Origin of the sequence: Pseudomonas sp. W22_MBD1_FP4 (assembly GCF_052113765.1) — a bacterium.
In the GTDB taxonomy this organism is placed as follows: domain Bacteria; phylum Pseudomonadota; class Gammaproteobacteria; order Pseudomonadales; family Pseudomonadaceae; genus Aquipseudomonas; species Aquipseudomonas sivasensis.
This window is the reverse complement of sequence record NZ_JBGQOI010000013.1, coordinates 174,831-191,948: the sequence shown is the minus strand read 5'-3', so window position 1 is coordinate 191,948 and position 17,118 is coordinate 174,831. Positions and strand designations below refer to the sequence as shown.

The following is a 17,118-nucleotide window of genomic DNA, read 5'->3' as shown; positions in this document are numbered from 1 at the left end:
CTCGGTGAAGCTCAAAATTATTGGATTCATGGCTTTGAAGGTAACGCCCGTAGAGGCGTTACCAGAAACGGTCGTTTTTGCATAGATTGTGGAGGCGCCAGCTACTTTGCTTGATATCGACGCAAAGGCTACCCCGCTTGAGTTGGTGATGGATCTGGTGGTGGTTAGAGTGCCTAAAGTCGCGGACCACAAGACTTCAATGCCTGCTGGCGCCAGGCGACCAAGGCCGTCCCTTACCGTGGCGGACAGAATGCTGGCTGTGCCGTCAGAAGCTACGGTCGCAGGACTCGGGCTCACTTGGACAACTCTCACGGTATCGCGAATGTACTCAGCCTCGGTGCACTTACCCGCTGTGGGGTCCCATGTCTCAACGCCTACACAGCCGCCCCCTCCCGGATTGATGGCGATTTGCATAGTGGGGACGTTTACCGAGTACTGTAGATCGGCGCTGTTCGGCGCCAGCTCTTTTGCGCTGACGCTCACCGAAAGGGTGCTCATCATTGTTCCAAACAGCACTGCACTAAAAAGCCAGTGACGATAACTCATACTTTTAATCCCATGTCCGGATACTTGATCTGCTCACTTGGCCCTGCTACCAGGCCCCTAACAGGTCCAGAAACGTGGCCGGCCCCACTGCTAAGGCTAGGCATTCGTGCGGCAGCGTATCATTCTATTGAACCTAGTGTCAGAAGGTATTTTCGAACCCTTTTTGAAGGCAAGAACCTTCCATACACGGCGGGGGATGGTGCAGGTGCACGATGGGATGCATTGAGGACCAGGTGATCACCCAGGCAAAGGTGTCCAATTACTTTGGTGCGTTGTAGCTGGACTGAAGCTGATTCAGCGCCTGCTCTAAGGAGTGTCGCGCCTGGGATCCTCTATGCAGTTCTCCTCGTTGCTCGTCAATTCGTGCAGTTAAGTCAGCTATCCGTGTTTGGGTGTGCTTTGCAGAGGTCTCGTAGCTGACGCAACGCTGCTTGTATTCGTTTAACTGGTCTGTAACCGCGTTGACAGTGATTTCTAGCTGGGCTACTCGCTGCCGTTCACATTCTAAAAGCCGCCTAGTCTCCGCCAACTGGAATTCTAAATCTCGAACAGAGCTGTTGACCGCTGCGCGGGAGGCGTCCTTTATCCGACCAGCCGCATCAGGAGCGATTGATTGAGGCTGTAAGCATTCCTGCGTGATGTTCAACCTGCTCCCTGACAGGCGCTCCCACACAGCTATGAGCCGGCGTGGATTCCCCGCGCCAATTTTTCCGCGCAAAGCATTCGCGGTCACAGCTCTACCCTCGCCTACGAGTTGATTACCTGCATCGACAATCTGCTTTTCTGTAACTTCAACTGGGCGCATTTCAAACCCTACCAGAAACTCTTTCACTCAATTGTGCTGACGCTGGATCTATGTCCAGCGTGCTCTGCCTACCGCGCGCGTCGAAAAGTCCACGGCTCCTGCGGAGAACTGTCCAGCCATAATCCAGTTCGATTGCGTCGGGCGTTTTCTTCGAGCGACGGTAATCGAGGGTCGTGGTTGTAACGCTGGTAAACCCAGGCCAACCCTGCTCTGACCTGCTCAACGTTGGCCTCATCTGCACCAACCATCACCCTTCCGATTCGACGTCCATACTGATCACCCCCGACATCGATCACTTTCACATTTTGCCCTCCAACAAGGCGGGTCAAATTTTCCTTTGATTTTTGTCCGAATGCTTGTGCTTTTTCAGGAGCGTCAATATTGGCAAGGCGTACGCGAACGCGATCATTCGTTCCCGTCAAAACATCAATCGTGTCCCCGTCCAGCACCCGAACTGCTCGGCCAGAAAAAGTCGTGTCGGCATACGCAGCGAGCGGCAACACAAGTGTTAGACACACCGCAATAACGGTTCTTTTAAGATTGAGCATATTTGGCGAGCCTGTTGTGAGGATGAAGGGGCAACCCGCTCCAGGGCGGCTTGAGCATTAATTAGCCTCTAGAGGCTATCCTCAACACACTAAAAAAACAAGGTATAGTGATCCTATGTGTTGTTATTATTGGCGACCTGCATCTGCAAGAGCAACGCCAAGACAGTTGGAAGCCCTTGATCAAGGGTTTCTGTGCATAGGTGCACGATGCCGGCTAGACAGTCGCAAGCGGAACTCAAAAGAGAACCCCCTAGCGCCATCAGCCCGCCTTTATCGGGGGCTTTGGTAATACCAAGGCGTGGCTTTATCGCCATAAATGCAAGGTAAGTAAACGAAATGGAAGCAGAAAAGTACCGAATTTCTCCAACAGCATTCTGGTGCACAGCAGCTGTATTTGCGGTAGCGCTGATCACCCTGGTAGGCATCCAGTTTGTACATTGGGTCAAAAAAACTGATGAGGCGACGGCCACCGCAAGGGCTGGAATCATAGTTCAGTTCCCGACTGACGCCTGGGCCCTGGAAATGTGGGAGCGTTGTCGTAGCAACCAAGGCGAATTTGCAGATAGCAAAACGATACTGCTTTCAGACTGTGACAAAGCAGTTTTGCGAGCAGCAGCGGAGCGAGGCGGTAGCGTCGAAAAATCTGTAGTTACAGCGCTCGCAATCCAGGCTGATGCAGCACGTGTTGCGGCCAACGGCGTAAGCCCTGATTGGCCGCTGGCCGTCATTCAATCCCCCCATGGACGCTTGGCATCGTGGGTGCTCTCAAACAGGAAGGAAACTCTTCATGGTCAATGAGGAGGTAAGCGGGGCGCGGCTTCAAAAGCCCTGCGAGTCAATGCAGCAGTTGCGCAGAGGCGTTGAATTAGAAGAGTAAAGCAGCACACCACAACTGGCCTGAAAGCAGGCCTTAATCAGTTTCAGGATGCGGTTTTCGCGCCTATTTCGTAAAAGGGAATCAAATGAAAAGTACTAGCAACGATATGCCATTCACAGAGCGTCGCCGGGTTCCTGTAAGAGCTTTATTAGGTGGCATTGCAATGCTGGTTCTCGCCATCCAAGGGTTCCGCATGGACTCTAATGGCCTCGGTTATCTGCTACTCACCTGTTCTTTATGGTACCTAGGCATGGCGTGGCTGAATCGTAAAGCCGGGTCGAAAACTCTGATGGTACTCAAGGATAAAGGGATTTGGTTTTTCAATGCTGATGGACTGGTCCCCTATACATCTATTGAAGGCACAGAAGTCGAATCCTATAGCAGTATTCTTACAATGCAACTCAACGCGACATTCCACATCATTGCGGCTAAAGCTGACACCCTGCCAAACTTTAACGACAGTCGATGGAAAATATTTTTCAAGATGCCTAGCGCTCGTAAAGGCAAAGGCTTCCGTAAACATCTCGTAGTTTTCAACTATGGTGGACTGCGAGACGATGCCAGCCTTAACGTCAACTATGACGACCTTGAGGCTGAAATCCACTATCGCATCAAGAAGGCTCACGAAGAAGAACAAGAGCTGAACAACGCAGTTTGGGCTCCCTCCTCGGCCGCAAACGATGCTGTGTCGTCGGTCACTTCTGCTGTTTGAGTGATGACTGGACACCTACATCTGACCTACCCTTCATAGCCTTTGGCACTTACAGGGCGTGGATACCGCGCCCGATACAGACAGGTGCATGGTTGTCTACCCGCCCTAAATGTTCAAGCCATCAAGCACTGAATCTTGGTGTGGCAACGCGACCCTGTAAATCGGACAAGACAGAGCGCCTCCCTCCTACAAATGATTTGCATATATAATTTATCATAGGTTATTGTTAACCCTTGCCTGCGCGCTTGCAGCTGTTCATTCAAGGACTTCAGATGCTTAATTCGATCACTATTGATGGGCTCAAAGCATTCCCCTTCACGATCACTGCTATTACCCACCGAGTGCCTCAATTAACGCGCTCCGGCACTCGGTTTTCAGGGGTAATTGCCGGGAATTGTGTGCTTCGATTTACTCGCGATGCTGAGCTTGCGTTTCACTGGCGCGCTGAGGGTACAGGTTCACAAAGTCTTGATACTTACAGCATCACACGCCAGCTTGATCTTGAACCTACTTACACCGGGCCGATATTGCTTGGTGATGAGGGGTCGCCTATGGCTTGGAGCGACGAACGCAAGTCACTTGTTGATCTGCTTGCAGATTTGGAATGGCAACCCCTGGTACGCGACGTGCTCATGGCAGCCTATCCAAATGAATCTAACCCATGACGCAATTCATGCCGGCTGAAATTAAGAAATGCACGACTGCAAAGGTCGACTGGAGATTTGACGCGATGGACAAAGAAATGTTTGCTCAGCTTTGGGAAAAAGCAGGGTTTGAGTTGGTGGCAACTGGCGGGGGTTACTGGGCCGAGCAAAAAGTAGTTGATGGCATAATGTTCAAGATTTGCGATTACCATCAGACTCACAATCCCGATCCGAGCAAGTCGCTCGAAGTGAGCGCCTATGACGCCAAGAGCGATGAATGGCTGGAATTCACGCAGGATGTGCAGTCCCTTCCCTCCGCCCTGGAGAAATTTCCCGAATGGGTAGCCGCCCTCAACGCGCGGATCGGAAAGTGAGAGCGCAAGGCGCGCCCTCCTCGGCACGTATGAGCAATTAGCGACCGCCAGCAAGAATCGCTTGCTTCTCTTGCTCAAGCCACGCAGTTCCGCGTGACGCATCCATCTGTATCCGTACTCCCTCAATGGCAGCCATTTCAACCTTGGCCAAGTTGTAACCCCGCTCGCTGGCAAGGCTGAACAAAGCGTAAGCCCTTCCTTCATCATTTGCGCTGTGCTTACGCAGCATGATGGCGTTCGCCTCAAGATAGAACTGTTCACCACTCACTGCATCATCAACTTGGGTTACGTTCGCTTCCGTCGATGAGCTGTCGACTTCTAAGCCTAGGCCACGAACCAGCTTCTTCGCTGTAACGTCGCCGTGGGCGCTTCCGAATGACAGCGGCGCCACAGAATCGATCTGTCGTCCTTCGCGGATATATAGGCGCCCAAGCGCCACAGCTGCTGGGACGTCGCCAGCCCTGTAGGCTTGCACCAGGTACATTTCGCCTTTGGCGGTTTCACCGAAGCGATAGCCGTCGTACAGGTCGGCATAGAGCATGCCCAACTCACGCTGCGCTCGTACGCTGGTTTGTGCACCAACCTCCATGAGTGCAACGCCGCCGTTTAGGTTCTGTGGGCCGTTGTCTCCCCGCACCATTTGCCAGCCGAGTACACGTGTTGCCTCAGCATCCCCGAGGCTGGCCGAAGTCTGCAAGTGTTCCTGCGCTAGCGCCAGGTTCCGTGGAAGCACCTTCCCCTCACTGTAAATTTTTGCAATGTCATAGTGCGCGCTGGGGCTGCCGGCTTCTGCCGCTTTTTGGAGAAGTGCAAGTCGAGATGCGTCGCTGGGAGCTTTCAATGCAGATGCATATAGCTGAGCGGCCGCACTCGGCTGCTGGTCAAGTCCAGGCTCATTAACCGGCCTCCAGCCACTGCCAGCCGGCACCGCCTCGCTTTCACCTGGGACCATTGATGGATAGGTTGCCGGCTCTTCCTGGGCAGCTGCCAAATCGGCCTGTGTTTGCGCCTGGATGTAGAACGGCTGATCGTAACTGTGTGTTGGAGGTGGTGTTGTGCAGCCGTGTAGAACGGCAGCGCTAATCACCAAAGGCAAGGCGCCAATGCGGAAGGTCAAATTATTGCTCCAGGGGCAGCGGGATACAGCATCGACGGAATACCGTGCGTGCCGAACAGTGTTTCATGATTTTATACCCTGCTTTGGCAACTTGAATACGGGAACGGTTTTATCCATGCGCCGCTGTGCCACAGCCAAATTGGTGATCACGCGGTACCACTGGGCCGGCCGAAGCTGTTACTCACACGGGCTCGGTGAGCAAAATGTTTGGCATCCGGTCGGAATCGGACACAAGAGTAAGATCATCTTTCGTCAAGCCGGCGAGGTTGTAGGCGCGCGCCAGCCGATTGAATGTCGTGAGCAACACGTTATGACATTCTCGATAAAGCGCCAGCGAGTCGGCGACCGTGATGATCTCGGGTTTCGTCGACTTGTGCTGGTAACAAGCCAAGCGGATGGCCTGCATGATCGTTCTCTCGGCCGGATTCACCTGTGATACTCCGCCTACGTAGATGACGAGACCCAACGCATCACAACGCATTTCAATCGCATTGTGAGTTAGCTGGCGCTGCGCTCGCATCTCCGTAATCGCCGTGCCGCACGAGTGCATCACCGTACCGTCTGCGGCGCGATAACTGATCGCGTTGTACGCACCATATGAAATGCCTTGGTGTTTCTCGGTGTCACCCTCGTCGCGCTTCCCGATATTTGGTTTCGTTACGATATCCATAAAGGTGGATGCAATTTTGTTCAGCGCGGCTTGAGCTGATGCGCTTCGGGTTGTGGCCACTGCCTTAACTGAAGTGCGAGGCTTCAGGTCCAGATCGAGAACGTTCGTCTTTTGATTCATTTGGGCATTTCTCCTTGAGCCTCAATATTGGAAAGCAGATTGCTTTGATATCACGTTACGATATCATTGGCGACACTGCAATTAAATTGGCTCATTTTTTTGATGGTGCGACACACGGTTTAATATTACGCTACCTAGTAATAGCTACCAGCAGGCGAACATTATGTCCGGCACCGAACCTCAGTCCCCCAATCAGCCAGCGGCTTTGCGTGGCTATCACATCAAAAATATGGGTGAGAACCGTGGAAAGCCAAGAATTTGGCTTGAAAACACTGAGGTTTCGCCGGCTGGCTTTCGACCTGGTGATCGATACGATATTCATCTGAAGAATGGAGTTTTCCGGATCGAGGCCAATCCAAACGGCAGCCGCAAGATTTCCAGCAAGCCGCACAGGGTAACTGGCGACCCGGTTCCTGTAATTGATATCAACAGCACGAAGTTGCTTGCGCTATTTGACGGGATGTCTGCCATTCGAGTGATGCAGCGGAAAGGGGAAATTTTCCTGCTCCCTTTGGCTACTGAAGTACGTAAAAAAGAGCGCCTGAATCGGCTCAAGTACAAGATCCAAAATGGGATACCACTCGAAATTGGTAGTTTGTCCCACGGGGGAGGTCTCCTCTCGAAAGCTGTACATGAAGGATTGCAAGCGGCGGGGATCGCCACACGCAAAGGTTTTGTGAACGAGATACGACCCGAACTACTTGAACATGCCGCCATGTCCGATGATTGGGACCCCACAACGGCCCCACTAGCCGCACCTATGCAGGAGCTGGCTTTTGATGACATGGCCATGCGGGTCCTACCAAAGCAAGATGGTATGGAAATGGGTATTCCGTGCAGCGGTGCGAGTGTTGCCGGACGTGCCAAGCGCGGAACCGCACATCCAGAGCAACATCCCGAGGTCGGTCATCTGATTGTTGCCGCCCTGGTAATCCTTGCAAGAGCGAATCCGGCATTCGTGCTTTTTGAAAACGTGATTCCATACGCAAGTTCGGCAAGTGCATCCATCCTCCGGTCACAGCTCAGAGATCTGGGCTATGACACCCATGAAACTGTCCTCAAGGGTGAAGACTTCAACGCTCTGGAACCCCGTAACAGGTGGGTCTTGGTCGGCGTCACTAAAGGGATGCACTTTGACTGGGACATGCTTCAAAAACCTGAGAAAAAGGATGTCACCTTCAGCGACATCATGGACGACATTCCGGAAGACTCGGAAGTCTGGAGCGAAATGCGTGGACTGAAGGATAAGCAGGTGCGGGACCTGGCGGAAGGTAAGAACTTTCGCATGCAAATCTTCAACGCTGACTCGCCGAAGCTTGCCACGATTACCAAGGGCTACGCTCGCGTGCGCTCAACGGATCCCAAAATCAGCCACCCTACGAACCCCGACCTCCTCCGGCAGATCACCGTGTCTGAGCACGCCAAGGCAATGCAGTGGCCCCCAAACGTAGTTGCTGGCCTAGCCAAAACAATTGCCCATGAGCTTTTGGGCCAGGGTGTTCTGCGGGAACCCTTTGCTGCTGCTGCTCAACTGCTCGGCGATTCGATTAATGATTTCGTGTTCGAAGGAAAGTTCGGCACGCGCGAGCTGGTCCAGGTCATTCATGACAGCATTGAAGATCGCGCCTCAATGGTTGTCGGCATGATCCGCGCTCCAGTGGCTGGAGTGAAATATGAGGGGCGAGTCACGGTCAATGACGTAGGCATGGTTATTCAAGATATCGGCCTTGGCGTTGGGATCCTGCACAAGACCAGCGCCCTCAGCGATGTAACCCTCGGAGAAGCTTTGATAATCCAGTATCCGAGCGTTTCAGGCGTTCCAAAGATCCAGCATTTGGACCGTCAAGCCCCAGCAGTTTCGAATGAGCTGATTGCAGCCTTGAAAACCCATGCAGATGAAGCTCGGGCACAGACATCGCGCGCAGATCAAGATCACCAATTGTCCATGTTCCCTGCCGAAGAGGTGGTGCGGCCGCGCCCTTCTTTCGGCCCCCGTATGTAAAGAGAGCCCACCATGCAATCTACTCAGAAAGAAATCGAAAGCATCATTGATACCGCCCGCACTCTCAGCGAGCGCCTGGAAAACGGATTGCGACGGATTGAACAGTCCAAACCAAGCAAAGAACTGCTGGAGGGCGTGAACAAGCTTTCGCTGCCCTACGCACTTTTCCTCACGGAGATTTGCGAAGGCGCCTGCTTACTTACGCCAAAGCAGACGCTGGAACAGCTCAAGCATGTCGAAGAGCATTGCAACCTGGTCGACACCGACTTCCCCGCCGCCGCCTAAAAGGATTTGCAAAGATGGCCATGAACAAACAAGAACAGTCGTTTTTTGACAAGGCAAGTGATGTCTTCTTCAAGTTCGCTAAGAACTACATGCCCAGCGCCAAGGTGAACGCAGTCCTTGCCGCCAGTCCGTTGCTTGCTGTCGGCGCCGTTACTGGAGCCATGTACGCTATGGCTGTAATGAATCGAGTTCCGGAAGCGCTTGAGTCCGCGTACTTCATGATCAACAACCCAGACAAATCAATGATTCTTGAGGCTCTCAAAGGCAACCTCCCCTTTGAAGTTGCCAACAAGACGCACCAGTATTTCGCGGCTGCGTTTGGTACTGGGCTTGGTGCCGCCGCTCTCACCAAGGTGATCGAAAAATTCACTACGTTGCGTGAAGAAGCCGGCCATCTACGAAAAGAAAATGAAATGCTTAAACGCGAGTTTGCAACGGACCGAGCTACGCTGTCGGCTGACGGCAGCCCTGCTGACACACTCAAAGGACGATTAGAGTCCGGGCTGGGTAACATATCCAGCAAGCTGGATCAGCGGGAACAAGCAACGCGCGTGAAGCCAGGGCCAGGGCTGCGCTGATTCAACACCGAGGGGGCGACCAATTTGTTTGGCGCTCCCTTACCAACCATCACTAGTGCCTGCACGGCCATCAAAGGTTCAAGCAATTGCTGCAACCCGATAGCTTCAACATCCTATTCGCGCCACTGGTATTGGCTCCGATATCGCTCGTCTTTTGGCTTGTCGGCTGGATCATGAGGCGCCCGTCTGCGTTCGCCTGGGCTTCTGCTTTGCAGTGCTCACTGTCGGTCGCGTGCGTCATGTATTTCGTTTTCGGCACGCTACCCCAGAATCATATGGCTGGCGTCCTGTGCGGCCTCCTAGGAGGCCTAGTGATCGCCTGGGCTTGCATGATCATGTACAAAAAATCAACTCAACCAAAGTAAAACCCCAATTGGAGTGACTCATGAACAAATCTGAACTGATTGATGCTATCGCAGACTCTGCCGATCTCAGCAAAGCCGCAGCCACCGCAGCACTCAATGGCTTCATTGATTCCGTGACCGCTGCTCTGAAGGCCAAAGAGGAAGTCGTTTTAGTAGGCTTCGGCACCTTCAAAGCAACCGTCCGCGCTGCCCGCGCCGGCCGCAACCCAAGCACTGGTGAAGCAATTCAGATCGCCGAAACCGTTGTACCTGGCTTCAAGGCGGGCTTAGTGCTGAAGCGCTCCATTCAGTCCTGACGCTGACTGTGCGGCGGGACAGGCCTCAAACACGCTGAGGCCTGCTCTGCCGCGTCGGTGACCTCATTGCTCGATCATTGCAGCTTCAGCCTGCGGCTGCCCTTGTACGCGCTCACGCACACACCTCATGACCTTGGATTATTCACGCATGAACCTACGCAGGTTTGCAGTGGGGCTCTCCGCCTTGCTCTTGTTTTCAGGTGTCGCGGATGCGCGCGGCCTGCTGTCCTTCATCGCTCAACCTATCGAGCATGAGCTGTATGGCAGCTCATTCAGTTCTGGCGATGCGCTGGCGCTGTATTCGAAACAACAACAGCAGCAAACATTCGACGCATGTGCAGGAAGTTTTCCGGCAGCACGGCCGTTTGACCTCAGTAAAGTCCAGGGCAGTATGCGGCCGCTTGCACTTTGCTCTGACTCCTTCGCGGTGCTTTATTCGCAGACGACCAAAACACCTCTTGTGGTTGTAGAAAGGCTTACAGCATCAACAATCAAAAGCGCAAAAGGCGGCGAAAGAACGAATGTTTTTTTCCCAGACCCACGCATTCCAAAAAGTGGTAGGGCAGAGCTGATCGATTACAAGGGCAGTTCGTTTGACCGAGGTCACCAGGCCCCTGCCGGCGATGCTGCATCCCCTAATGCCATGGCTCAATCTTTTTCGCTGTCGAATATGGTCCCGCAGGATGCATCGAATAACCGAACGACGTGGAGCAAGGTCGAGGCGGACGTGCGCAAGTTCGTGCTACGGGCGGATGGCGATGTTTTCGTATTCACAGGGCCGATTTTTGACGATGGCCATAGGACGATTGGCGCGAGCAGGGTTTGGGTACCGACTCGCCTTTTCAAGCTCGTGTACGACGAGAAGTCACAGCGTGCCTGGGCGTATATTCTGCCGAACGCTGAAACTCGAATTGAAAGGCCGGTCGACTATGCCGCCTTCGTCAAACAAACCGGTCTTCACTTGTTGAGCAACCTACCAATATCCGGTTCGACTCGTTAGGAAATTTAACGATAGAAGTAAGCCCAGCCGTAAGACGCTGGGCAGAGTACGTAGAGGGGCGTCATTTTACGCCCAAGTCAAGACAAGGATTACCGCATGAAGAAAAATCTAAATGGACTGTTGTTGGTGATCGGGTCGGCCCTGTTCATGAGCCAGTCCCAAGCTCACGATATCCCTGACTGCGCTACAGCTGCTGCTCAAGAATTCTCCATGCCAGCGAAACTGTTCCAGGCGATGGCCTTGGCACAAGGTTGGGAGCAATGCGGACCCGACTGTAAACTGAACGCTGAAGCTCGCGGGACATTCGGGCCAATGGGGCTCGGGCGCCCAGCCCTACCGGAAATGGCGAAGGGTCTTGGGGTGTCCACCAAGTCGTTAAAATGGGACGCCTGCACGAATTACCGCGCGGCCGCATGGTGGTACATGAATAAAGCTGGTGGCAATCAGGGCGACATGTGGGTGGCGGTTACCAAGTTCTACTACGGTAAACCGACTCACGCAAATCCCCACTTTACCAACAGGGTCAAGAAGATCTACGAACAGTTATAGGACTTCATATGCCGATCACCCACGTTACCCGCTTAAGGTTCGGTTACAGCCAGCCATGCTTACTGGGCTAGTCAAGTCACCAGTGTCGCGGCCCTCGATGCGAGGTGGGTGGCCTGAAACTCTGCTGTTCCTTAAGCTTTTCTAATCCGGCATCGAGCGCCTGCATGGCGCTTCCAAAGGCTTTGTTCAGGCCCGCACCCGTAATACCTCCGTTTGATGCCACATGCTGAGCCGGCTCAGCATCGTTTTCTAAGCTAATCGCGCCTCTGGCCACCATGGCGTTCAGCTCGCCTTGGACTGAAACCTCAAGATCCTTGAAGTTGTACGGGGTCTTGGTGATTAAAATATCACCACCCTTAAGGGTTGCGGATCTGTGCCCCAGGTTCCCGTCTAGAAACTCAGCCTTGGCCGCTTGAGCCTCACTGATTGAGACTCCAAGCCCTTTGGCGAAAGCTTCAACCCGAGCAACAGTGAATGTTTTAGCTCCGCGCACGACATCAACCTGAGACAGGGCCTGATCGAGGGAGCGATTGATGATTCTGTTGGCATGCTCTTTCAAATCCACCCGGACGGGCTGACCTGCAAAACCCGAATAAACGGGACTCGCCTCTGAAACAGATACTTTGACAGCTCCCCTGTTAATCAGTCGGTCCTTCCATGCATCCTTCGCAAAGCCTAGGCGCAGCTCTTTGTTGGTCTCTGGTGCTAGGTCATTGACGATTTTAACCGCCGATTCGATTAGCTCATTCACAGGCATGCCCACGAACGACTTTGGATTCAGCTTGTGGGTTATCGTCTCTAGCATGGATATCGTTTCATGGCTTGGCCGCGCCGGCGTTTCACCTCGATAGGCTGTTACCTGGTTAAGGCCAGGCTGGAATGAGCCCGTTCGCGAAGCACCATAGAGAACTACTGCCAGGTCGGACCGCAGTTCTCGAACGCTCGATTGGTAGTAAGGCGAAAGCGGGTGATTTTCGAGTTTCATCACCACGTTGGGTTGGCAATGGGTCAGCTCGTGAATAGTGGTTGCAACATCATGCGAGCCCCCATCGGCGACATAGAGAGCGTTTTTGAAATCAATATATTTTGATGGTTCCCCAAATGCATCAAGTGTTCGGGATGCGCCAACAGCCAAAACGATGCAGGCTGAACCGTCATGCTTGTTGTGGGCAGCAATTGCCACGCCGTCTGAGTCCTCTTGCAGCTCTTTGGCGATTTTATCCGCTGGGGCACTCCAGGGGCCGCTCGACTTAATGCTGCTGGGCAGGGCCGACATAAATGAATCCAGCACTGCTGACGTTGAGGAGGCGACATTCACGTTTCGCATACTCGGATCCAGCAGTGCCTGAAGAAGCAGAGTGGTTCCATCAGCTTTGTAGCTGGTGAAGCTACTTCCGGGACTCGCGTTGATTGTTGCAGCAACCTTCGAACTATGTTCGGTGTGATCATTATGCATGGGCGCAATCGTACACGCGGAAAGCATGCTGATTGCTAAGGGCAGGACGACCGCAGCGGCCGCCTTTAGCGCTAGCGACGATTTACGCGAGTACAACGTGGTCTCTCCGCCCGACAGGAAATTCTGGATATTTATCATTCGCGCCACTCCAGCAGAACTGCCTCGCTTTCGGTTTCCTGATCACGTCGCTGAATGACGTACAGTCCTTGACCGCGTATGTGATCGATGTGTCGACGCGAGACGCCAAGCAGGTGAATTTCCTGGGACGACGTAACCAGTGATAGGTCATAGCTTTCTTCACCTGTAGCGGTGATCAGAACATGTCCTGGCTCAATCCAGGCATCACCAGGCGTTCTCAACAGTGCACAGCTTTCGCCGGCGCCATTCGGCCCGAGATGAAGAATAAAATCCGTGAGCGTTGATGCTAGGGGCATGGCGTTAGGCTCAAAATGAAAGACAATTTTGTTTAGATGACAGCATATCGTATCACTATACCCAAAACATTCTGGCGGCGTGTAAGGCTCGAACAGAAGTCCTTCTGCAAGTGATTTGGTCCACCCCTGCCGACGCGTGTCAGCGCCAAATTTCATTGATCGCTGGTGAGGATCCTCAAAACAGCTTTACGGATTAGCGTAAATAATACCTTGACGTGTTTATGGTCTTGCGTAAACTCCGATCAAGCGCAAATCGGCGCAACTGATTTCTCAAACCAATTAACCGAAGCTATGAGGTGGCACATGTCCTCCACTACTCACGATGTCAAACATGGCTTAGTTCCAGGGCGCGTCACGGACGAGCAATTCGAGCTGCTTCTCAGCGGCACATCGATAAGCAGTAAAAAGGTGATCCCAGCGCTGCGCGATCACCTGGTGAATGGTCTGCCGCGAACTGCTGCGTGGGAGAAGTATGGGGTGAACAAAAGTCAGTTCTCTCTGCGACTCCACGTCCTTTTTGCAGAGAGTGCACGGGTCATGAAGCTCAGCAAGTTTTATACTCAAGATGTCCAAGCATAGATTCAACCCAACGGGCCCATGCTCGCGATACACCCCTTAACCCTGCAACGCAACCGAAGGAACGATCAATGCGTACCGGTCTGAAAGCACTTGCCTTTGCCCTCTCTCTGTCTGCTCTCCCTGTGTTAGCACACGCCGACTCACACCCGCTCACGGAGCGTGACGACTGCATCTCCAATCTGCGCGGCCACGCGGAGATCAACGCAAGATTAAGTGGCTACACAGTCCTCAGGATTGTTGATGGCGAATTCAGCGAAAAGAGCGATGGTGGTATTAAGTGCAGCGCTCGCTTTGAGATTTCCAAGGAAAATAAATCCACATTAACCGACTATATGGAAGGCGAGGTGGCGAAGCGAGACAAGCAATAAGCGGGCTCCGCACTCTACTCAGAGGCCTTCTGGCCTTTGTTTGCTTTAGGTCTCTAGGTCTTTGGTAGCGGGGATAGTCGTCCTGCCGAGCATTTTCTTTTGCTGCGGGCTGGCGCTGACTTTCGAGTGCAGGCCCCTCTGCGTTTCAAGGCAATCCAAGACGGAAATAGCAGAATCGGCAGCTCTCATTAATTTACGGTATACCATAAATAAAGCTGTTTATATTTTACGCTATACCGTAAAGTAACCTCATTGAAGCGAATCACTGAGGAAGGCTGACATGACCAACAGAAACGCGCAATTTCTTGCCGTCATCGGCGACGATGCAAAGGCCGCAATTCTGGAATCAATCGCAGCTCATTACGGGATCTCTGTTAAGAAAGCTTTCACAGAAGTTACCGACGAGCAGGCTGAACACCTCTTGGATTACATGGTTGAGCCGCAACGTACCGTAGCGTCGGTTCTGATGCAAAGTCACGGCATGCGCGGCTGGTAAGGGGGAGATCATGAAGGTTGAATGCCCGCGCTGCGCAAACGGTAAAGGCCATATCAGGGCGTTCTCCCACGTTCAAGGCGGTGTCTGCTTCAAATGTGGCGGCGCTGGCTACGTCGAGCGTAAGACGGCGCCGAAAAAACAGTTCTGGTTCCGTTGCTGGACCATGATTGAGGGTGAAGGCTGCTACCGAATGAGCCTCAAGGCACCGAGCGAAAAGCAGGCGCTGACCAAGCTGCGAAAGTTTGTTGAAAGAGCCGCCGGTAAAGGCATTGGGTACGACCTTACGAACTACCGCGTCGAGCTGGATGCAACCAGGCCCGTATAACCGACGCGATGGCATGATGTGCACTGTTGAAGGAAAAGGTCCATGGCCACAAAGGCGCAATTCGATAAAGCAGCTCAGGCTCTGCTGGGTGAAGAGAAGTACAAAAACTTGTTCGGATCGGGTTACTCCCGCCCGGATTTTTGTCGGGAAATTGCTCAGGACGAGTTTGTTGGTGCGCTATTCGACTCGCCCAATAAACCAGAAGACCTCGAACTGATTCGCCAGGTTGCAGGCCGCCTCTGGAAAGGCGACGGCGTGACTGGTCTGACTGACTAGAGAAAGAGCGGGAGAAAAGTAGTGGCGCATTTCTGGAACGTGTATCAGGGCGACAAATGGCTGGCGGAGGTTATAACCAATAGCCCCTGCCAAGCAGTGCAAGAGGTCGTCTTGCAGCATGGTCTGAACTCCTCGGAGGGAATGAAGGCCATAGAATTTGACCCAGACGTCAACGACATGAATGTGCGTTTCGTACCCTACGGTCACGTCGCTCTGGAAGAGCAATTAGAGACTGAAGCCGAATAAGCAGGAAAGGACCGCCATGACGGAGAACACTGAATACAGCATGACGCCTGCCGATGCGGTTGAACTGGCGAGCATGGCCAAGCTTGATTTAGCCATGCGTCGTGAGGCACTGAATCGCTATGTTCAGTTGCATGGCGGGTCACGCCTCGTTGAGCTGTTTGCGCAATTCATTGGGATGGCCAATTCGGTGGCGGCTAACTGTGCCGAAATGAGCGATACCGTGCTGATCGTCGAATGCGGTGTGCATCCTGACAGGTTCGACAGTGTGAACCTCCCGACGATCATCGGCGCGTGCCAGGGCGTAGTACTGGCTGATAAGTGTGACCCGGATGGGGCATGTCATGGCTGCGCTTACCGACTCGGCTCTATCGCCAACCAATCACCGATTGCCACGTCTGATGCGGACTTCAAAGCTTATGACCAAAAAGGCTTCATGTGTCATGCAGACGTTGATGAGATGGGCGCACCGACCAAGGTTTGTGTCGGTCATGCAAAGGCCAACAAGTGCCACGCACACTAGAGCTGAAGGAAAACCTGAGATGAACCCTTGGCGCCAGGTTGTAAACATCGAGCATTCAGAAGGCCCTAAGGGCGGAGAATACTGGTGGCTCACCCTTGAGTGTGGGCACCACAAGGCGTCACCAATACCACGCCTTCGGATCGAGTTCGGCATGATGGTCACATTCAAACAATCGCGCCGACCGCCGAAGCAACGTACCGCACCTTACAAGTGTCGATGCCTGCTTTGTGGCATCCCACAAAACAAGTTGGATAAACAATATGAAAGCGAAGGATTTGGTCATCCGTAAATATCCCGAAGCAATAGCGGTGAAAGAGAATGGGACATTTGCTGGTGGGAAGGTGCGATACAAAATTTTGATGAACCCAAATTCGCGGAAAGTTACTGGTTGGGGACAGCGCGAATCTTGGGCATGGGCCGAAGCCGCACGTGAACTCAAATTGATTTAGGAAAAGAACACATGGCTTCGCATATCTTCGTTCGAGCAACAATTCGACAAGTCGGGCGCGCCGAACCCTGCGACGACCCCGCTGACTTTTATAACGGACCGGAATTCGAGAGTTTCACTGTGACAGTGGACCAGGGCCCTGCCGAGGCCTTTTTGTCATGGTTTCACCAGGCAAACGAATACGGGCTATGCCGTGTAGGTGACACTACCGAATTCATTGACTTCGGTTCATCCGATTCGCTGAGCGAAGACAAAGTGATCGAATTTACTTTCGATCAATTTTTCCCTCTTTGGCTGGAGCATGCCGCAAACCTTGCAAAAGCCGAAATAGCAGGGATGGCAAACACGGCCCTCGCGGGCATCAATTAGAGGAAAAACGATGACCAGTCAGGCTACCCATTTCAAATACACTTGCCGCGTTTGCAAGAACGAAACCTTGCAGCCAGTCTTGAAAGACGCGCCGGAGAAGACCCCAATACCTA

General features: G+C 53.0%; 26 protein-coding genes. 19 read left to right on the top strand and 7 right to left on the bottom strand.

Annotation, left to right across the window (positions count from 1 at the left end; all coding sequences use genetic code 11):
- The 3 genes from ACEN2T_RS18255 to ACEN2T_RS18245 form a co-directional block, all read right to left on the bottom strand.
- Positions 1 to 546, bottom strand: a 546-nt coding sequence (locus ACEN2T_RS18255; RefSeq protein ID WP_442117276.1) for an Ig-like domain-containing protein, incomplete at its 3' end; no start/stop codon positions are given.
- A gap of 259 nt (positions 547 to 805) precedes the next feature.
- Positions 806 to 1,378: a DNA-binding protein gene (locus ACEN2T_RS18250; protein WP_442117275.1), complete on the bottom strand. Its 573-nt coding sequence runs from the start codon at positions 1,376 to 1,378 to the stop codon at positions 806 to 808.
- A 41-nt stretch (positions 1,379 to 1,419) separates the two neighbouring features.
- Positions 1,420 to 1,899, bottom strand: coding sequence for a thermonuclease family protein (locus ACEN2T_RS18245; RefSeq protein WP_442117274.1), 480 nt, complete (start codon positions 1,897 to 1,899; stop codon positions 1,420 to 1,422).
- A 336-nt stretch (positions 1,900 to 2,235) separates the two neighbouring features.
- On the opposite strand from ACEN2T_RS18245, the gene ACEN2T_RS18240 reads away from it, so the two are divergent.
- The 4 genes from ACEN2T_RS18240 to ACEN2T_RS18225 all read left to right on the top strand — a co-directional run bounded on the left by ACEN2T_RS18240 (position 2,236) and on the right by ACEN2T_RS18225 (position 4,506).
- Positions 2,236 to 2,697, top strand: a complete 462-nt coding sequence (locus ACEN2T_RS18240) for a hypothetical protein (RefSeq protein WP_442117273.1) — start codon at positions 2,236 to 2,238, stop codon at positions 2,695 to 2,697.
- A 164-nt stretch (positions 2,698 to 2,861) separates the two neighbouring features.
- Positions 2,862 to 3,488 (top strand): hypothetical protein, encoded by a 627-nt coding sequence (locus ACEN2T_RS18235; RefSeq protein WP_442117272.1) that lies wholly within the window; start codon positions 2,862 to 2,864, stop codon positions 3,486 to 3,488.
- A gap of 272 nt (positions 3,489 to 3,760) precedes the next feature.
- The gene (locus ACEN2T_RS18230; RefSeq protein WP_442117271.1) at positions 3,761 to 4,153 is read left to right on the top strand and encodes a hypothetical protein; all 393 of its coding nucleotides are present in this window, start codon (positions 3,761 to 3,763) and stop codon (positions 4,151 to 4,153) included.
- Complete coding sequence (locus ACEN2T_RS18225) at positions 4,150 to 4,506, top strand: hypothetical protein (RefSeq protein ID WP_442117270.1); 357 nt, start codon at positions 4,150 to 4,152, stop codon at positions 4,504 to 4,506. Before ACEN2T_RS18230 ends, ACEN2T_RS18225 begins: the two co-directional genes overlap by 4 nt.
- 37 nt (positions 4,507 to 4,543) lie before the next feature.
- Here ACEN2T_RS18225 and ACEN2T_RS18220 read toward each other — a convergent pair whose 3' ends face one another.
- Together ACEN2T_RS18220 and ACEN2T_RS18215 are read right to left on the bottom strand one after the other, a co-directional pair.
- Positions 4,544 to 5,623, bottom strand: a complete 1,080-nt coding sequence (locus ACEN2T_RS18220; protein WP_442117269.1) for a tetratricopeptide repeat protein — start codon at positions 5,621 to 5,623, stop codon at positions 4,544 to 4,546.
- Between the two features lie 181 nt (positions 5,624 to 5,804).
- A complete protein-coding gene (locus tag ACEN2T_RS18215) occupies positions 5,805 to 6,413 on the bottom strand; it encodes a hypothetical protein (protein ID WP_442117268.1) in 609 nt (202 codons plus the stop codon).
- 163 nt (positions 6,414 to 6,576) lie between these two features.
- Here ACEN2T_RS18215 and ACEN2T_RS18210 point away from each other — a divergent pair, with 163 nt between their 5' ends.
- The 6 genes from ACEN2T_RS18210 (at position 6,577) to ACEN2T_RS18185 (ending at position 11,488) form a co-directional block, all read left to right on the top strand.
- Entirely contained in the window at positions 6,577 to 8,415 is a 1,839-nt protein-coding gene (locus tag ACEN2T_RS18210; RefSeq protein ID WP_442117267.1) for a DNA cytosine methyltransferase, read from the top strand.
- A 12-nt stretch (positions 8,416 to 8,427) separates the two neighbouring features.
- The gene (locus ACEN2T_RS18205; protein ID WP_442117266.1) at positions 8,428 to 8,700 is read left to right on the top strand and encodes a hypothetical protein; all 273 of its coding nucleotides are present in this window, start codon (positions 8,428 to 8,430) and stop codon (positions 8,698 to 8,700) included.
- Between the two features lie 14 nt (positions 8,701 to 8,714).
- Positions 8,715 to 9,278, top strand: a complete 564-nt coding sequence (locus tag ACEN2T_RS18200; protein ID WP_442117265.1) for a hypothetical protein — start codon at positions 8,715 to 8,717, stop codon at positions 9,276 to 9,278.
- Between the two features lie 385 nt (positions 9,279 to 9,663).
- On the top strand, positions 9,664 to 9,939 hold the full coding sequence (locus tag ACEN2T_RS18195; RefSeq protein ID WP_442117264.1) for an HU family DNA-binding protein: 276 nt from the start codon (positions 9,664 to 9,666) through the stop codon (positions 9,937 to 9,939).
- 148 nt (positions 9,940 to 10,087) lie between these two features.
- Positions 10,088 to 10,939 carry a DNA/RNA non-specific endonuclease gene (locus ACEN2T_RS18190; protein ID WP_442117280.1) on the top strand — a complete coding sequence of 284 codons (852 nt, stop codon included), beginning with the start codon at positions 10,088 to 10,090 and terminating at the stop codon, positions 10,937 to 10,939.
- 96 nt (positions 10,940 to 11,035) lie between these two features.
- Complete coding sequence (locus tag ACEN2T_RS18185; protein WP_442117263.1) at positions 11,036 to 11,488, top strand: hypothetical protein; 453 nt, start codon at positions 11,036 to 11,038, stop codon at positions 11,486 to 11,488.
- Between the two features lie 76 nt (positions 11,489 to 11,564).
- Here ACEN2T_RS18185 and ACEN2T_RS18180 read toward each other — a convergent pair whose 3' ends face one another.
- Together ACEN2T_RS18180 and ACEN2T_RS18175 are read right to left on the bottom strand one after the other, a co-directional pair.
- Complete coding sequence (locus ACEN2T_RS18180; RefSeq protein ID WP_442117262.1) at positions 11,565 to 13,082, bottom strand: hypothetical protein; 1,518 nt, start codon at positions 13,080 to 13,082, stop codon at positions 11,565 to 11,567.
- Positions 13,079 to 13,534, bottom strand: coding sequence for a hypothetical protein (locus ACEN2T_RS18175; protein WP_442117261.1), 456 nt, complete (start codon positions 13,532 to 13,534; stop codon positions 13,079 to 13,081). The genes ACEN2T_RS18180 and ACEN2T_RS18175 overlap by 4 nt, the downstream gene beginning before the upstream one ends.
- Before the next feature lie 147 nt (positions 13,535 to 13,681).
- Here ACEN2T_RS18175 and ACEN2T_RS18170 point away from each other — a divergent pair, with 147 nt between their 5' ends.
- The 9 genes from ACEN2T_RS18170 (at position 13,682) to ACEN2T_RS18130 (ending at position 17,005) form a co-directional block, all read left to right on the top strand.
- Complete coding sequence (locus ACEN2T_RS18170) at positions 13,682 to 13,957, top strand: PapB/FocB family fimbrial expression transcriptional regulator (RefSeq protein ID WP_442117260.1); 276 nt, start codon at positions 13,682 to 13,684, stop codon at positions 13,955 to 13,957.
- Positions 13,958 to 14,025: 68 nt separating this feature from the next.
- A complete protein-coding gene (locus ACEN2T_RS18165; RefSeq protein WP_442117259.1) occupies positions 14,026 to 14,325 on the top strand; it encodes a hypothetical protein in 300 nt (99 codons plus the stop codon).
- A 280-nt stretch (positions 14,326 to 14,605) separates the two neighbouring features.
- Positions 14,606 to 14,821, top strand: a complete 216-nt coding sequence (locus ACEN2T_RS18160) for a hypothetical protein (protein WP_442117258.1) — start codon at positions 14,606 to 14,608, stop codon at positions 14,819 to 14,821.
- A gap of 10 nt (positions 14,822 to 14,831) precedes the next feature.
- Positions 14,832 to 15,146, top strand: coding sequence for a hypothetical protein (locus ACEN2T_RS18155; RefSeq protein WP_442117257.1), 315 nt, complete (start codon positions 14,832 to 14,834; stop codon positions 15,144 to 15,146).
- Between the two features lie 42 nt (positions 15,147 to 15,188).
- A complete protein-coding gene (locus ACEN2T_RS18150; protein WP_442117256.1) occupies positions 15,189 to 15,422 on the top strand; it encodes a hypothetical protein in 234 nt (77 codons plus the stop codon).
- A gap of 21 nt (positions 15,423 to 15,443) precedes the next feature.
- Positions 15,444 to 15,668 (top strand): hypothetical protein, encoded by a 225-nt coding sequence (locus ACEN2T_RS18145; protein WP_442117255.1) that lies wholly within the window; start codon positions 15,444 to 15,446, stop codon positions 15,666 to 15,668.
- Positions 15,669 to 15,684: 16 nt separating this feature from the next.
- Positions 15,685 to 16,188 carry a hypothetical protein gene (locus ACEN2T_RS18140; protein WP_442117254.1) on the top strand — a complete coding sequence of 168 codons (504 nt, stop codon included), beginning with the start codon at positions 15,685 to 15,687 and terminating at the stop codon, positions 16,186 to 16,188.
- A 260-nt stretch (positions 16,189 to 16,448) separates the two neighbouring features.
- Positions 16,449 to 16,637, top strand: a complete 189-nt coding sequence (locus ACEN2T_RS18135; protein WP_442117253.1) for a hypothetical protein — start codon at positions 16,449 to 16,451, stop codon at positions 16,635 to 16,637.
- A gap of 11 nt (positions 16,638 to 16,648) precedes the next feature.
- A complete protein-coding gene (locus ACEN2T_RS18130; RefSeq protein ID WP_442117252.1) occupies positions 16,649 to 17,005 on the top strand; it encodes a hypothetical protein in 357 nt (118 codons plus the stop codon).
- Positions 17,006 to 17,118 lie beyond the last annotated feature (113 nt).

Bases quoted from the DNA above. Each gene is read 5' to 3' on its own strand.
- ACEN2T_RS18160 (WP_442117258.1), top strand. From the start codon at position 14,606: ATGACCAACAGAAACGCGCAATTTCTTGCCGTCATCGGCGACGATGCA.
- ACEN2T_RS18235 (WP_442117272.1), top strand. From the start codon at position 2,862: ATGAAAAGTACTAGCAACGATATGCCATTCACAGAGCGTCGCCGGGTT.
- ACEN2T_RS18175 (WP_442117261.1), bottom strand. From the start codon at position 13,534: ATGAAATTTGGCGCTGACACGCGTCGGCAGGGGTGGACCAAATCACTT.
- ACEN2T_RS18200 (WP_442117265.1), top strand. From the start codon at position 8,715: ATGGCCATGAACAAACAAGAACAGTCGTTTTTTGACAAGGCAAGTGAT.
- ACEN2T_RS18230 (WP_442117271.1), top strand. From the start codon at position 3,761: ATGCTTAATTCGATCACTATTGATGGGCTCAAAGCATTCCCCTTCACG.
- ACEN2T_RS18245 (WP_442117274.1), bottom strand. From the start codon at position 1,899: ATGCTCAATCTTAAAAGAACCGTTATTGCGGTGTGTCTAACACTTGTG.
- ACEN2T_RS18130 (WP_442117252.1), top strand. From the start codon at position 16,649: ATGGCTTCGCATATCTTCGTTCGAGCAACAATTCGACAAGTCGGGCGC.
- ACEN2T_RS18135 (WP_442117253.1), top strand. From the start codon at position 16,449: ATGAAAGCGAAGGATTTGGTCATCCGTAAATATCCCGAAGCAATAGCG.
- ACEN2T_RS18155 (WP_442117257.1), top strand. From the start codon at position 14,832: ATGAAGGTTGAATGCCCGCGCTGCGCAAACGGTAAAGGCCATATCAGG.
- ACEN2T_RS18180 (WP_442117262.1), bottom strand. From the start codon at position 13,082: ATGATAAATATCCAGAATTTCCTGTCGGGCGGAGAGACCACGTTGTAC.
- ACEN2T_RS18165 (WP_442117259.1), top strand. From the start codon at position 14,026: ATGCGTACCGGTCTGAAAGCACTTGCCTTTGCCCTCTCTCTGTCTGCT.
- ACEN2T_RS18210 (WP_442117267.1), top strand. From the start codon at position 6,577: ATGTCCGGCACCGAACCTCAGTCCCCCAATCAGCCAGCGGCTTTGCGT.
- ACEN2T_RS18140 (WP_442117254.1), top strand. From the start codon at position 15,685: ATGACGGAGAACACTGAATACAGCATGACGCCTGCCGATGCGGTTGAA.
- ACEN2T_RS18170 (WP_442117260.1), top strand. From the start codon at position 13,682: ATGTCCTCCACTACTCACGATGTCAAACATGGCTTAGTTCCAGGGCGC.
- ACEN2T_RS18190 (WP_442117280.1), top strand. From the start codon at position 10,088: ATGAACCTACGCAGGTTTGCAGTGGGGCTCTCCGCCTTGCTCTTGTTT.
- ACEN2T_RS18205 (WP_442117266.1), top strand. From the start codon at position 8,428: ATGCAATCTACTCAGAAAGAAATCGAAAGCATCATTGATACCGCCCGC.
- ACEN2T_RS18150 (WP_442117256.1), top strand. From the start codon at position 15,189: ATGGCCACAAAGGCGCAATTCGATAAAGCAGCTCAGGCTCTGCTGGGT.
- ACEN2T_RS18215 (WP_442117268.1), bottom strand. From the start codon at position 6,413: ATGAATCAAAAGACGAACGTTCTCGATCTGGACCTGAAGCCTCGCACT.
- ACEN2T_RS18225 (WP_442117270.1), top strand. From the start codon at position 4,150: ATGACGCAATTCATGCCGGCTGAAATTAAGAAATGCACGACTGCAAAG.
- ACEN2T_RS18185 (WP_442117263.1), top strand. From the start codon at position 11,036: ATGAAGAAAAATCTAAATGGACTGTTGTTGGTGATCGGGTCGGCCCTG.
- ACEN2T_RS18195 (WP_442117264.1), top strand. From the start codon at position 9,664: ATGAACAAATCTGAACTGATTGATGCTATCGCAGACTCTGCCGATCTC.
- ACEN2T_RS18240 (WP_442117273.1), top strand. From the start codon at position 2,236: ATGGAAGCAGAAAAGTACCGAATTTCTCCAACAGCATTCTGGTGCACA.